Origin of the sequence: Terrisporobacter glycolicus ATCC 14880 = DSM 1288 (genome assembly GCF_036812735.1) — a bacterium.
In the GTDB taxonomy this organism is placed as follows: Bacteria; Bacillota; Clostridia; order Peptostreptococcales; family Peptostreptococcaceae; genus Terrisporobacter; species Terrisporobacter glycolicus.
Genome location: NZ_CP117523.1, coordinates 2695076 through 2710108 on the forward strand (window position 1 = coordinate 2695076; position 15033 = coordinate 2710108).

At 28.2% G+C, this 15033-nt stretch carries 13 protein-coding genes; 7 read left to right on the forward strand and 6 right to left on the reverse strand.

Annotated elements, in window-relative coordinates; all coding sequences use genetic code 11:
• Nucleotides 1-11: 11 nt before the first annotated feature.
• Both TEGL_RS13380 and TEGL_RS13385 read right to left on the reverse strand, forming a co-directional pair.
• Nucleotides 12-851, reverse strand: coding sequence for a pentapeptide repeat-containing protein (locus tag TEGL_RS13380; RefSeq protein WP_018590192.1), 840 nt, complete (start codon nt 849-851; stop codon nt 12-14).
• Nucleotides 852-862: 11 nt separating this feature from the next.
• A complete protein-coding gene (locus tag TEGL_RS13385) occupies nt 863-1429 on the reverse strand; it encodes a DJ-1 family glyoxalase III (protein ID WP_018590191.1) in 567 nt (188 codons plus the stop codon).
• Nucleotides 1430-1593: 164 nt separating this feature from the next.
• Between TEGL_RS13385 and TEGL_RS13390 the strand changes: the two genes are divergently transcribed.
• Complete coding sequence (locus tag TEGL_RS13390; protein ID WP_018590190.1) at nt 1594-2184, forward strand: zinc dependent phospholipase C family protein; 591 nt, start codon at nt 1594-1596, stop codon at nt 2182-2184.
• A gap of 14 nt (nt 2185-2198) precedes the next feature.
• Here TEGL_RS13390 and TEGL_RS13395 read toward each other — a convergent pair whose 3' ends face one another.
• The 3 genes from TEGL_RS13395 to TEGL_RS13405 are packed head-to-tail and all read right to left on the reverse strand — an operon-like array spanning nt 2199 to nt 4834.
• Nucleotides 2199-2981 (reverse strand): Cof-type HAD-IIB family hydrolase, encoded by a 783-nt coding sequence (locus TEGL_RS13395; protein WP_018590189.1) that lies wholly within the window; start codon nt 2979-2981, stop codon nt 2199-2201.
• A 16-nt stretch (nt 2982-2997) separates the two neighbouring features.
• Entirely contained in the window at nt 2998-4236 is a 1239-nt protein-coding gene (locus TEGL_RS13400; RefSeq protein WP_018590188.1) for a competence/damage-inducible protein A, read from the reverse strand.
• A gap of 22 nt (nt 4237-4258) precedes the next feature.
• Nucleotides 4259-4834: a cupin domain-containing protein gene (locus TEGL_RS13405; RefSeq protein ID WP_018590187.1), complete on the reverse strand. Its 576-nt coding sequence runs from the start codon at nt 4832-4834 to the stop codon at nt 4259-4261.
• A gap of 343 nt (nt 4835-5177) precedes the next feature.
• Here TEGL_RS13405 and TEGL_RS13410 point away from each other — a divergent pair, with 343 nt between their 5' ends.
• The 5 genes from TEGL_RS13410 to aspD all read left to right on the forward strand — a co-directional run bounded on the left by TEGL_RS13410 (nt 5178) and on the right by aspD (nt 12012).
• On the forward strand, nt 5178-6380 hold the full coding sequence (locus tag TEGL_RS13410; RefSeq protein WP_018590186.1) for a DUF819 domain-containing protein: 1203 nt from the start codon (nt 5178-5180) through the stop codon (nt 6378-6380).
• A 31-nt stretch (nt 6381-6411) separates the two neighbouring features.
• Entirely contained in the window at nt 6412-7392 is a 981-nt protein-coding gene (locus tag TEGL_RS13415; RefSeq protein WP_018590185.1) for a dipeptidase, read from the forward strand.
• A gap of 260 nt (nt 7393-7652) precedes the next feature.
• Nucleotides 7653-8561, forward strand: coding sequence for a D-alanine--D-alanine ligase (locus tag TEGL_RS13420; RefSeq protein ID WP_018590184.1), 909 nt, complete (start codon nt 7653-7655; stop codon nt 8559-8561).
• A gap of 67 nt (nt 8562-8628) precedes the next feature.
• Nucleotides 8629-10083, forward strand: a complete 1455-nt coding sequence (locus tag TEGL_RS13425) for a PLP-dependent aminotransferase family protein (protein WP_018590183.1) — start codon at nt 8629-8631, stop codon at nt 10081-10083.
• A gap of 300 nt (nt 10084-10383) precedes the next feature.
• Nucleotides 10384-12012, forward strand: a complete 1629-nt coding sequence (gene aspD / locus TEGL_RS13430) for an aspartate 4-decarboxylase (protein WP_018590182.1) — start codon at nt 10384-10386, stop codon at nt 12010-12012.
• 24 nt (nt 12013-12036) lie between these two features.
• Here the strand turns inward: aspD and TEGL_RS13435 are convergent, their stop codons facing one another.
• Nucleotides 12037-12906 (reverse strand): sugar phosphate isomerase/epimerase family protein, encoded by an 870-nt coding sequence (locus tag TEGL_RS13435; protein ID WP_018590181.1) that lies wholly within the window; start codon nt 12904-12906, stop codon nt 12037-12039.
• A gap of 139 nt (nt 12907-13045) precedes the next feature.
• Here TEGL_RS13435 and TEGL_RS13440 point away from each other — a divergent pair, with 139 nt between their 5' ends.
• On the forward strand, nt 13046-14956 hold the full coding sequence (locus tag TEGL_RS13440; protein WP_018590180.1) for an ABC-F family ATP-binding cassette domain-containing protein: 1911 nt from the start codon (nt 13046-13048) through the stop codon (nt 14954-14956).
• Nucleotides 14957-15033: the final 77 nt, after the last annotated feature.

Consider the following 15033-nt stretch of genomic DNA (forward strand, 5'->3'; position numbering starts at 1 on the left):
GCATTTTTTCTTTATTCCTCCCAATGAGAAGGCCTTTTTATAAATAGAGGTAATTTTGTTTTAGAGCTTCCTCTTGCACTATTTATTTGGGACTGAGTAAGGTACATTGTATTTTCCAAATTACAACCTCTAATATCTGCATCTCTCATATCTGCTCCAATAACAATTGCACCACTTAAATCTCTATGTTGTAGATTGGATCCTATTAATAAGGCTCCTGCTAAGTTTGTTCCTATTAGGTCTTTATTTCTAAGGTCCTTTCCTATAAAATCAAAACCTAAAGGTTCATCCTTTTTTGTTTTAGGATTTATTTTTTTTATTACATTTTCTCTAACCTCTTTTAGTAAGTAATTTACTTTTGTTCTATGCTCTTCCACATCAATTTTTAATACATTACTTGCACAAAGATTTGTAAGACTTTCTGTTTCTATTATCATTTCATTTATTCTTTTTTTCAAATCTTCACTTTCTGCAAAAGTAAAACTATCATACAAATACCAAATCATTTCTTGTAAGTTTTTTACTACTACAAAAACATCATACATTTCCTGTGATTTCTCTTGTGAATTTTTCCAACTTACATTTTCATATATGTTTTGAGCTACCTTTTGGCCTGCTCCAAGACAGTCATAGTTAATACATCCTTTAAGATTCTTTTTACTTAGATCTTTATGTATTTTGCAAGTAAAGTCATCTTTAAGGTTTTTGCAAGGTTGTCCTGCAATCTTATCTTGGGGGAAATTATCTATTGTAGAAAAATACAAGGCCACACAACAAAAACCAAAGCATTTGCTACAGTCTATTTTTAAATTCTTATAAGAACTTGTTTCATTATAATTTCTATACTTCATTTCAACTCCTATTATTTAGCAAATTTATTATAAAAATTTACTAGCATTCCTTCCTTTATATCTTCCATTTCATTTATACATCCTAGCTCTTCTAATATTGTTAGAGCAAAATACAGGGCAGTAGCTGGTCCTCTACTAGTTATTATATTATCATCTATTACTACAGCCTCATCTTCTATATAACTAACCTTTTCTTTTTCTTGGATAAAACCAGGATAAGAAGTACATTTTTTACCTTCAAGTATCTTAAAATACTCTAATGTTTCTGGCGCAGCACAAATTGCAGCAATTATTTTTTTGCTTTCATTCATTTTAGTAATTAATTCTTTTACACAGTTGGCTTTTAGGTTTTCTGCTCCTGGTAACCCCCCAGGAAGTACCACTGCGTCATAATCACCATAATTAATATCTTTAATACTACAATCAGATTGCACTACTATATTATGAGTTCCTCTCACGTACTCACCTTCTATAGAGCACATTTTACAATCAATATTACCTCTTCTAAGCACATCCACTACTGAAAGTGCTTCTATCTCTTCAAATCCGTCTGCTAATAAAACTAATACTTTTTTCATTTCTTACTCTCCTTAATTTTCAGTTATAATTTAAAATTGGAATCATTATCATCTTGAATTTTTTTTTCATTCTTGCTATTATTTAATAGATAGTTATTATAAGCAAAAATTTAGAAAATTCAAATATATACTTTAGCTATACACAAAACTTATGAGGTGAATCAATGTTAATTAACACACATTTTATTATATCTAAATCTGTATTAGATAAATTAGAATCAAATAAATCTTTCTTTTTAAGTGAAAAGAATTTTATTTACGGTAATATTAAGCCAGATATTTCTTCCAAATATGTGCTGAATAAGCATTATTTAGATGAGTCTTTGTCTATGGTTCTTGAAAAAATAAAATATCTATGTCACTTAACTTTAGATTCTTTAAAAAAATATTTTTCCATAAGTAAGCTAAGTCAAGAGTTAGGTGTTATTTGTCATTTTTTATGTGACTTTTTCACTACTCCACATAGCGAACGTTGGGAATTTTCTCATAGCATGAACAAGCACGTTACCTATGAAAAGGAACTAGCCTCTTATGCTAAAGACATGGATTTTTCAAATTGTGATCTAAATTGCCAAATCGATTATAATGTGGAAGAATTTTTCCATAACTTATACAAAAAATATAAATCTTGTCAAACTAGCTATGAAAATGATTTAAAGTTTTCAGCTTATGTTTGTAGCATGATTGTAAATCATGTTCTTGACTCAATATTGGCTAACACAGCAAATTCTTACGCATTAGAAAATTGTGTATAAAATAAATAGGACTATTATTTAGTCCTATTTATTTTTTTAATTTTTTCTATTGCCTCTCTAACGTTATTAACTATATAAGATGCACTTTCTTTAACATCTTTATTTGATTTATCCATTGCAAAACTATATTTTATATCTTTTAACATACATATATCATTAGGTGAATCTCCTATAGTTGCAACTTCATTCAAGTTTATATTATAATTTTCACAAATATGCTCTATTCCATGGCGTTTAGATACGTGATTAGGAACTATATTTAGGGTATAAGGCCCAGATAAGTAAATATCACAAACTTCACTAAATTCACTTTTGTAATAATACTCCAATCTTTTAAGTTCATCCATATTATTTGATACTATACCTACATTTCCAACTAGGTTATCAAAATTTTCTTTTTTAAACATTTCTTTATCTAAAATATAATCCTTAGTATAATTACTAAAAGCGTCTTCTCCTCCACTTAAAATAATATCACCATTATATTTTAAATAAAGATGTGCTAAATCTGATTCAAATCTATTTATAATTTTTCTCACTAAATAATCATCTATAGGCTCTTTAAATATTAAATTTTTATTTTTATCAAAAATAAAAGAACCATTTTCACAAATAAAATATCCATTTAACTTAATTTTATCACTTAACATATTATATGCCTGCTTAAAAACTCTTCCTGTTGCTACATGGAATATTACACCTTCTTTTTCTATATCCTCTATGGATTTTATATCTTCATCACTAATTCCATTATTATAAAGTGTTCCATCTAAGTCACAAAATATATGTCTTATCATTTTGCCTCCTAAAAATCTATATAATATTTAATAATTCTAGTCTTAAGTCGTTTAACAGAGTTTTACATGCTCTGTATCTAATTTGTTGCCTATCTCCGTTGAATATGTATTTTTTTACAATAGTTTTATTATTTATTTTAATTCCCATATATACAAGTCCTACAGGTTTTTCTTCACTGCCACCTTCTGGACCTGCTATACCTGTTGTAGATAACCCAATATTTGTGTTATGTCTTGCAGCAACTCCTTCTGCCATTTCTTTTGCACACTGCTCACTAACTGCACCGACTAAGTTTAGAGTTTCTTCTCTTACATTTAAACTCTTCATTTTTGCTTCATTTGAATAAGTTACACAACCTTCAATAAATACTGAAGATATACCAGGATAATTTATTAAAGAAGAAGATACCATCCCGCCTGTACAAGATTCTGCCACTGATATAGTTAAGTTGTTTTTTACTAGAAGTTTTGCCACTTCATCTTCTATTGTAGTTTCATCTTCACCATATACAGTTTCCTTAAATCTATTTTTAATTTCTTTTGCTACCGGTAAAATTAGTTGTTCTACTTCTTCAACAGTTTTTCCCTTTGCTGTTATTCTTACAGTGCACTCTCCATCCTTTGCATAAGTGGCTATAGTAGGATTTACTTGTTTTTGGATCAAATCTAGTAAATCATTTTCTACCTTGGATTCTCCTACACCAATTATTCTAATAACTTTTGACTTAAGTATGTCTTCACTATTTTTTTGTAAAAATTGTTTTACAAAGTTATCAAACATAGGCTTCATTTCTCTTGGAGGTCCTGGCATTACTATTATAGTTTTATTATCTTTTTCCATAATACATCCTGGTGCTGTACCATATTCATTTGGCAGTATGATAGAATTTACTGGAAAATAAGCCTGCTTTTTATTATTTTCAGTAGGTATTCTTTTCATTTTATTGTGTATTTCTATAATTTTATCCCATGAAGGCTGATGAAATTCCATATCTAAGTTAAGATATTTAGCACAGACCTCCTTTGTAAGATCGTCTTCTGTTGGCCCTAGCCCCCCAGTTAATACTACCAAGTCACTTCTTTTAAAACTTTCTTCCAACTGGTTTAACAATCTATTCTCATTATCCCCTACAGTTATTTGATAATATACATCAACTCCCATATTTGCTAATTCATTAGATAAATAATGAGTATTTGTGTTTAGTATATCTCCCAAAAGTATTTCAGTACCTACAGTAATAATTTCTGCTTTCATTAATATCACCTTCTTATTTATTTTAGAATGATGGTGGTGTCATAGCGCAAACTAAGACACATGTTTCATCACCATAATTTTCATACACATGAGGAATTTTACTATCAAAATAGAAACTATCGCCTTTTTCTAAAATGTATTCCTTATTTTCTAGTATTATTTTCATCTTCCCCTCAATTATATATCCACATTCTTCTCCTTTATGAGAAACTAGTTCTTTATTTATTTTAGTCTCTTTGTTTAATGTAATCAAAATAAATTCTATACTTTTATTATTCAAGTTTGGCATTAATAACTCATAAGACTTTGTAGAATCATTAGTGTTAATTGATTTTCTATGATTTTTTCTGACTACTATCTTTTCCTCTATATTTTCATCATCTTCATCAAAGAAGTAGCCAATATTAACTTCTAATACATTAGCAATCTTCCACATGACTTTTATTGATGGTACTACCATATTTCTTTCGATTTGACTTATAAGTCCTGTGCTTAGCCCACTTTCTTTAGATAAATCTATAATACTAAATTTCTTATTCTTTCTTAATTCTCTAATTTTTTTCCCAATGTCTATATTCATATCAATATCTTTTTTCATATATTCACTTCCTTAATACCCTTCAATACTTATAATCTTTTCTTTTTTCAATATATTAAATTCCCCCAATTATTCATATGTAATATTTTTTATATTTTCTATAAATATAATACTACATATATTTCCAATTTATATTAAAGATAGTAAAAATTCAAGTAAACTTAAAAAGTATTTATGATATTTAACAAATAAATTTACAAAATACATATTTTTTTAATATATTTACAGTATTTTATTAATATTCTTAACATTTTTTCAATATGTTGAAATTCGGTAAATTTTGTATTACAATTAAATTAATTTCAATATGTTGAAATTTTCAAAAAATTTATAGGAGGTTATTATGAAAACATTAATCAGTTCCGAAAATATATGGGTATTATGGGCTTTTATCACAGGCTGGGCAGCTTTTAGTATTTATTTAGAACAAAAATTTGAATGGGCTTCTAAAGTTTCAGGTGCTATCATCGCTCTTATTGGAGCATTAATTTTATCTAATTTGAAAGTTATACCTACAGAGTCGGTGGTGTATGATCAAGTATGGACTTATGTTGTTCCCTTAGCAATTACTCTACTTCTTTATCAATGCAATATCACAAAGATATGGAAAGAAAGCGGAAAAATACTTGTATTATTCTTAGTTAGTGCCATAGGTACCATGCTTGGTTCTACTTTAGGGTTTTTACTTTTAAATAAACATATTCCTGAATTAGGACAGTTAGCTGGTATGATGACTGGTTCATACATAGGTGGTGGTGCAAATTTTGCAGCCATGGCAAGTGCTTTTGAAATTCCTGGAGATTTAGTTTCAGCTGCAGTAGTTTCTGATAATCTATTAATGGCTCTTTATTTCTTTGTATTAATATCCATTCCATCTATTGCTTTCTTTAGACAAAAGTTTAATCATCCTCATATAGAAGAAATTGAAAAAGTAGGAATAAAAGAAGGTGAAACAGCTGCATCTTCATATTGGAAAAGTAAAGAAGTGTCTCTAAAAGATATTGGATTTTGTATAGGTTCTGCTTTTATAATAGTTGCTTTATCTGTAAGTTTAGCAGAGTTTTTAGCTTCTATAATACCAACATCTAATGCTTTTCTAAAAATAATTAATACTTTACTTGGAAATCAATATTTAATAATAACAACTGTAACTATGCTTTGCGCTACTCTTAAATCAGACTTCTTTGGAAATTTAGGTGGAGCTCAAGAAATAGGAACATTTTTAATTTATCTTTTCTTTGTAGTTATAGGTGTTCCTGCATCAATATCATCTATAATTAACAATTCACCACTGTTGTTAGTATTTTGCTTAATAGTAGTTTTAATAAATATGTTTGTAACATTTGGTGCTGCAAAATTATTCAATTTTAATTTAGAAGAAGCAATTTTAGCATCTAATGCATGTATTGGTGGTCCTACAACTGCAGCAGCTATGGCTGTTTCTAAATCCTGGTCTAAACTTATAGCTCCAATTATGCTAATTGGAACTTTAGGATATGTAATAGGAAATTACTGCGGTATAATAGTTGGAAATTTTTTAATGTAGCAAGTAAACTATTTATGAAAGAAGGGATATTATGATATTTGATTGTCACTCTGATACTTTTACTCATATTACTTTAAGAAGAGAAAAAAAAGAAAATAATATTTTTAAAAATTATCATTTAAATAATTTTAAAAAAGGTAATGTTTGTGGCAGTATCTTTGTTATTTGGATAGACCCACCCTATGATAATAATCCTTCTCTTAGGGCAAAGGAAGTCGTAAATGCTTTAAAAGATGAAATTAATGAGAGCAAAGATATTATTAATGTGGTGAAGTCATACAAAGATATAGGAAAAGGATTTCTAAAAAGTAAGGTCGATATTGTAATTGGGATGGAAGGTTTAAGTCATATAGGTAGCAACATAGACAAAATTAATTATTATCATGATGAAGTTCATGTTAGACATGCTTCTCTTACTTGGAATGAAGAAAATGAGCTTGCCACTGGTGTTTGTGGTGATGATAACAGGGGATTAACTTTAGCTGGCAAAAATGCAGTTAAAAGATTAGAAGATTTAAATATGTTAGTAGATGTATCTCATCTAAATGAAAAATCTTTTTGGGATCTAGTAAATGTGGCTTCAAAACCAATAATAGCATCTCATTCTAACGCAAAATCATTATGTGATGTTAAAAGAAATCTATGTGATGAACAATTAAAGGCTGTTGCAAATAGTGGCGGTGTAGTTGGTCTTAATGGTTTTAGTGGTTTTGTAAGTCACAATAAAGATAAGCAAAATCTCCAAGGATTTGTTGACCATATTGATTATATTGCAGATTTGATAGGTGTTGATCATATCTGTTTAGGTTTTGATTATTGTGATTATTTAGAGAGTGGTACACTTTCTTCTTTTTCAGAAGATGTAGATAATCCTAACGTTAAAAACCTTCAAAGTGCATCTCATTCTAATAATGTTACTAGAGAACTTAGAAAAAGAGGTTATCTAGAAGATGAAATAGATAAAATAACTCATAGAAACATATTTAGAGTTATGGAAGATGTTTTAAGATAAAGAAAAGAGGAATGTTATTTTCATACATTCCTCTTTTCTTTTTTTATAAACCACGCTATTTAAAAATTAAGCTATCTGTGGTACTTTCAGATTTAGCAACTTAAACATATAATTGTTACTAGAAAAATAAATTTACCACAAAACTACAAGTGATTGGAAATTATTTGCTTGACTAAAGCTAAATGCTAGTGGCAAAAAATAAAATATGTAAATTTTTATCTTATGCACTTTGCATGAGGTATATTAAGGAGTTGTTAATTATGAAGAAAAAAGTGGCTGTTTTAATGGGTGGAATTTCTACAGAAAGAGAAGTTTCTTTAAATTCAGGAAAATCTGTTCTTAATGCTTTAGATAGAGATAAATATGAAGTACATGAAATAATCTTAAATAATAAAATGGATGTTATAAATAAAATGCCAGAAGGTATCGAATTTGCATTTTTAATGTTACATGGTAAATATGGTGAAGATGGTACTATACAAGCAATATTAGAATCTATGGATATTCCTTATTCTGGATGTGGACCTTTAACTTCTGCCATGTGTATGGACAAAAACATTACTAAAAAAATGTTAAGAGATTCTGGTGTTCCAACTGCAGATTGGACTATAGCAAAATCAATAGATGATATAGATTATGATAAAATAGAAAAAATGGGTTATCCAGTTTTTATAAAGCCAAATAGTGGTGGTTCTTCTGTTGCTACTTTCAAAGTAGAAAAAAAAGAAGATGTTGAGGCCGCTGTAAAAGCTGGTTTAGAAGTTGATAGTGTGGTAATGATAGAACAATATCTACCAGGTGATGAATACACTTCTTTTGTTTTAGATGGTGAAATTTATCCAACTATAAAAATATCAACTACTAAAGGTTTCTTTGACTACGAAGCAAAGTATTCAACTGGTGCTAATGCAGCAAAAGAAGAAATAGTTTATTTAGATGATGAATTACAAGAACAAATTGATATAGCATCTAAAACAATTTGGAATATATTTTACTGTAGAGCTTATGTAAGAGTAGATTTTATATTATCAAATGGAAAGTTTTATGTTCTTGAATTAAACACACTTCCTGGAATGACAACTACAAGTTTAATCCCAAGAAGTGCTAATGCTAAAGGCTTATCTTATAGCCAATTAGTAGACAAAATATTGGAGACGTCAATAAAATAATAGCCTAGACTAAAACAAGTTTATTTAATATAATTACTTTATATAAATAAAGCTTAGAGGTGATAATTTGTTATTCTCCGATTTAACAATTAATGAAAATGAACCAATATATATTCAGATAAAAAAATATTTGGAAGAAATGATTTCTAAAGGACTTCTTCCTCACAATTCTAAGCTTCCTTCAACAAGGGAGCTTAGTTTGCTTTTAAATGTAAGTAGAAACTCTATTGTATCGGCTTATGAAGAATTAAAGTCTGATGGTATTATTTATTCTATTTCTGGAAAAGGAACTTTTGTGAATAGTGATAATAATATCAGCAACAGTCATTGGAATATAGATTACAAAAACTTTGAAAATGATTATATGAAAACTGCCAATAAAATGGATATTATGAAAAGTGAAATACGATGGAAATCTGGTCAAATTTCTTTTAAAAGTATATCTCCTGATGGCGATTTATTTGATATGGAAGAATTAAAAAAATCTTTTTTAAATAGATTTAATTTGGAAGGCCATAAGTTGCTAAACTATGGCTATGCCCAGGGATATAGGCCATTAATAGACTATTTACATAGATATATGAACAAAAAAGGTGTAAATACTACAAATAAAGACATTCTAATAGTCAATGGTTTCACAGAAGGATTAAATCTTATAATCTCAACACTAACTAATAAAGGTGATTATATATTTTGTGAAAATCCTACACATAATACATCTATAAAAATAATGAAATCCTATGGACTTAATATTATTCCAATAAACATGGATGAAAATGGTCTTGATTTTAAAGACTTAGATATGAAGTTAAAAAAATATAAAAGCAAAATAAAATTTTCTTATATTACTCCTTCTTATCATAATCCTACAGGTATGGTTATGTCTCCAGAAAATAGATACAAGTTTTATAATTTAATGAAAAAAAATAACATACCAATTATTGAGGATGGATTCAATGAAGAACTTCTCTATTCTTCTTCTCATATATTTCCTATTTGTTCTTTAGATAACAATAGCAATGGTGTAATTTATATTGGTAGTTTTTCTAAAATATTATTTCCAGGACTTAGAATAGGATGGATTTTATGTGATAAAAATCTGATAGATAGATTGGAAAGTGTAAAAAGATGTACTACTATACATGTTTCTTTCTTAGATCAAGGTATCTTGTATGATTATTTACAAAATGGAGCCTTTGAAAAATATATAAAAAAGACTAGGAAGTTTTATGGGGATAAATTTAACTTTGCCAAGCAGTGTGTTGAAAAATATATAGAGTGTGATTATATATTAGGCGATGGAGGGCTTCATTTATTTCTAGCTTTTAAAAATTTAAATACTAGAAAGCTTCTTCATGAATGCTATAAAAAAGATGTAATCTTTATGCCTGGTGACTTGTTTTATATTGATGACAAAGGTGAAAATACCCTTAGATTAGGTTTATCTCGATTATCTGATGATGATATAGAAAAGGGAGTTAAAATTATAGGTGAAACTATAAAAGAATTAGACTATAAATAAATTGTAATTTCATTACATAAAAAATGCGTAAAGCCAATAGCTTACGCATTTTTTTATGTAAGTGACCTAATAAATTTGTTCATTTCAATAATTAACTTTTAACTTTATAATAAGTTTGTGTTTTTAAAATATATCTTTTTATATTAAAGACTTCCAAGCAATACACCTTATATGTTATAATTACATTGAATATTTAACCTTACTTATTAAATTTATATTAATATAAGTAAATTTTAAATATTCATGACATAATATAAATGACAAAACTTTTTATTAATATACATAGGGAGGAATTTTTTAATGACGGGTGTAAATCTTAACAGACAAGAATTAGAAAATATATATGGCCAAATAAGTCCTTTTGAGTTCAAAAATAAGCTTATAGAACTTGCTACCATATCAAATAGAAAAAGTACTAGAACTTTACTTGATGCTGGGCGTGGAAATCCAAACTGGGTTGCTGCTACACCTAGAGAAGCATTTTTTACTTTTGGTCATTTTGCCGTAACAGAAAGTAGACACTCTTGGGATAATGGTGATTTAACTGGAATACCTAAAAAAACAGGAGTCTATGATCGTTTTTGTAAATTCGTTGAAGAAAATGCTTCTATGCCAGGAATAAATACTTTAAAAGAAATTATAGATTATGGTATCAATGATTTAAAATTTGATGCTGACCATTTTTTACATGAATTAACTGATGCAATAATTGGAGATAACTATCCTTTCCCTGACAGAATGCTTGTTCATATAGAAAAAATAGTTAAAGAATATCTAAAAACAGAAATGAAATATGACTTAGAAAAAGGTGGCGACTTTAATGTATTTGCTGTGGAAGGTGCCACTGCTGCCATGTGTTATATATTTGATTCATTAATCGCAAATAACCTACTTCTTAAAGGAGATAAAATTGCCATAATGACTCCAGTATTTACACCTTACTTAGAAATTCCTCATCTTCCAAGATACGAGTTTGAAGTCGTATATATAAACTCTGATGAAGTCGATGAAAAAGGTGAACACACTTGGCAATGTTCACAAAAAGAATTGGAAAAATTAGCAAATCCAGATATAAAAGCATTATTTGTAGTTAATCCAAGTAATCCACCTTCAGTAGCCATATGTGATAAATCCATATCAAAAATAGTAGATATAGTTAATAATCATAATCCTAATTTAATGATTATTTCTGATGATGTTTATGGCACTTTTGTTCCAGGTTTCAGATCTTTAATGGCAAATTTACCATACAATACTATAGGAACTTACTCTTATTCAAAATACTTTGGTGTTACAGGTTGGAGACTTGGTACTATCGCTTTACATGAAGAAAATGTATTTGATAAATTAATAAAAGAATTACCTTATTCTATAAGAAAGAGAACAAATAAAAGATACTCTGATATGAACCCAATACCAGAAGATGTACCTTTTATAGATCGAATAGTTGCTGATAGTAGGCAAGTTGCTCTAAATCATACTGCTGGTCTTTCTACTCCTCAGCAAGTTCAAATGGCCTTCTTCTCTGCATTCACTCTTATAGATAGAAAAAATGATTACAAGAAAAAGACTATGGATATATGTATCAGACGTAAAAAATTGTTATTTAATTCTTTAGGTTTAGAATTAAATAATGATCCAAATGATGCTTGTTACTATACTGAGTTTGACTTATTACAATGGGCTGAAAAAAATCATGGCTTAGAATTTGCAAACTATTTGAAAGCAAACTTCAAACCTGTAGATATATTATTTGATTTAGCCCAAGACTCATCAATTGTTTTACTTGGTGGTGGTGGGTTTGCTGGACCTGAATGGTCAATAAGAATTTCACTTGCCAACCTATATGATGAAGCATATGCTACAATTGGTATAGCTTTAAGAAGAATACTTGATGACTATGTCACTAAGTGGAAAAAAACTTTATAAGTTTATAGGTAGCTATATAGCTACCTATTTTTGTATCTTCAGTTTCACAAAATCTTCTCTTACTAATATATCTAAAGATTCCTTCAACTGTTCTAAATCTGTAATTTCCAGAGATACGGTTATATTATTATTTATATCATTTAGCTTATTAAGTATTCTTATTACATTCATACTTCCTTTGTATATGCCATAATGACTATCTTTATCTTTATAATTATTGTGTAAATGTATATGACTTAATTTATAAGAAAGAGCATTTATCCATTCTTCTACACTTATTTTAGAATAAGCATTTATATGACCTATGTCTATGCAAACAGAAAAATTATCTTTATTTGTTCTCGTCATTAAATCATCCAAAAGCTCATATTCTTCATCAAGTACATTTTCTATAACTATTTCCTTATTATTTTTCCCCTTCAAAAACTCAATCCAAAAATCATACGCATTCTTTTTCCATTCTAAATATGTATACGTCCTTGGTGTATATCCATTATGATAAAGTATTTTCTTTGCTCCTAAATCATTCGCCACCTCATACGCTTGATCCATTCTCAACTTAGTTATCCTTTTTATCTCACTGTCGCGGCTTGCAGGACATAAATCTGCATATGGGCCATGAATTATTAAATCAATATTTCCATATAAATCTTTTAACTCTTTTTTGTATATCTCCATAATCTCATATCTATTATCTAATATATAAGGATTAGCAAACTGCACAACTTCTAAACCTACATCATATTTTCTGAGTATTGGTAAAATTTTTTCTGTTTCTACTAACTGAGATACGTAAAATCTCATCTTATCACCTCTAATTTTTATTTTAATTTTTTCTTCTTGTATAATTTTCTTCTGCAATCCTAATACTATAAATTTTATATATCTTTTCAATAAACATCAAACTTTCATTTATAAAAATTTTAACTTTTCAAAATAGCTAGTCTATGAATATGTATTTGAGTTATAATAAGTTTATATTTTGACTAATAATTATAAATATAATAAATGATAATATGCAAAGGTGATAGAAATGAATTTAATAAGCTTAGAAAATATAAGTAAAAACTACTCAGAAAAAACATTATTGAATAATATTTCTCTAGGTATAAATGAGGGAGAAAAAATAGGACTTATCGGTGTTAATGGTACTGGTAAATCTACTTTATTAAAAATAATAGCTGGAGTTGAAGAAAGTGAAGCTGGAACTATAATTAAGGCTAACAAAGTTAGAATTGAATATCTTCCACAAAACCCATACTATGATGAAGAAGCCACTGTTCTTGAGCAAGTGTTTAAAGGTACTTCTTCTGAAATGAAATTAATAGGTCAATATCAAGATATATTAGAAAAAATAAATCATAATTACGATGAAAAATTAAATGATATACTACTTTCTCTTCAAAGTAAAATGGATGATTTAAATTTATGGGATTTGGAAAGTGATGCAAAAACCGTACTTATGAAATTAGGAATAAAAGACTTTAATCAAAAGGTAAAAGAGTTGTCTGGTGGACAAAGAAAAAGAGTTTCCCTTGCTTCTGCTTTAATTACTCCTTGTGAATTGTTAATACTAGACGAACCTACTAACCATTTAGACAACGATACAATAGACTGGTTAGAAGAATATCTAAATAAATTTAAAGGTTCATTACTTATGATAACTCATGATAGATATTTCTTAGATAGAGTTACTAATAGAATAATAGAATTAGACAAAGGTAGACTATTTAGCTATGATGGTAACTACTCTGTTTTCTTAGAAAAAAAAGCCGAAAGACTCGATTTAGAACAATCTTCAGAACTTAAGCGTCAAAATCTACTAAGAACAGAACTTGCTTGGGTTAGACGTGGAGCTCAGGCCCGTAGTACTAAACAAAAAGCAAGACTACAAAGATTTGATGAACTTGTTAATGCAGATAAAAATATAATTGATGAAAAGTTAGATATATCTGTAGGATCATCAAGACTTGGAAACAAAATTATAGAAATCCATAATATATCTAAAACTTTTGATGATAAAAAAGTAATAGCTAATTTAGAATACACTTTAGCTAGACATGACAGGATAGGTATCATAGGTAAAAATGGTTTAGGTAAATCTACTCTAATTAACATACTTGACGGTAAAATCAAACCTGATAGCGGTGAAATTGAAATAGGTGAAACAGTTAAAATAGGTTGTTTTTCTCAAGATGATTCGCATATGCACCCTGATATGAGAGCCATCGATTATATAAAAGAAGAAAGTGACTACATTACAACTGCTGATGGAAGTAAAATTACTGCTTCTCAAATGTGTGAAAAATTCTTATTTGATGGAACTATGCAGTATACTTATATTAGAAAGTTATCCGGTGGTGAAAGAAGAAGGTTACACCTTCTTAGAATTTTAATGTCTGCACCTAATGTTCTTTTACTAGACGAACCTACAAATGACTTAGATATAGAAACTTTAAATCGTCTTGAGGACTATTTAGATGAATTCAAAGGTGTAGTTATAACTGTATCACATGATAGATACTTCCTTGATAGAATTTGTAACAAAATATTTGCATATGAAGGTAGAGGTAAAATTCATATATATACAGGGAATTACAGTGATTATTTAGTATATAGAGAAAATAAAAAAATAGAATTTGAGGAGTTTGCTCAAAGTATCACAAAAGAAGAAAAAATTAAAAAAGAAAAGCCAAAAAATGATAAAAAACTTAAGTTCTCTTTTAATGAACAAAGAGAGTTTGACACTATAGATGATGACATTGCTAAATTAGAAGACAAAATTAAAAAACTTGAAGGAGATACAAGCAAATTTGCAACAAACTTTACAAAACTTCAAGAAATAATGAATGAAAAAGAAAAATTAGAAGAAGAATTAGAACATAAATATGAAAGATGGGAGTATTTAAATAATCTAGCAGAAGAAATATCTATCCAGAAATAATAGTCCATTCGTTCATAAAACCAACGTATAAGTCTTTACTTAGTGGCAGACTTATACCGTTACTTAAAATTTAGTTT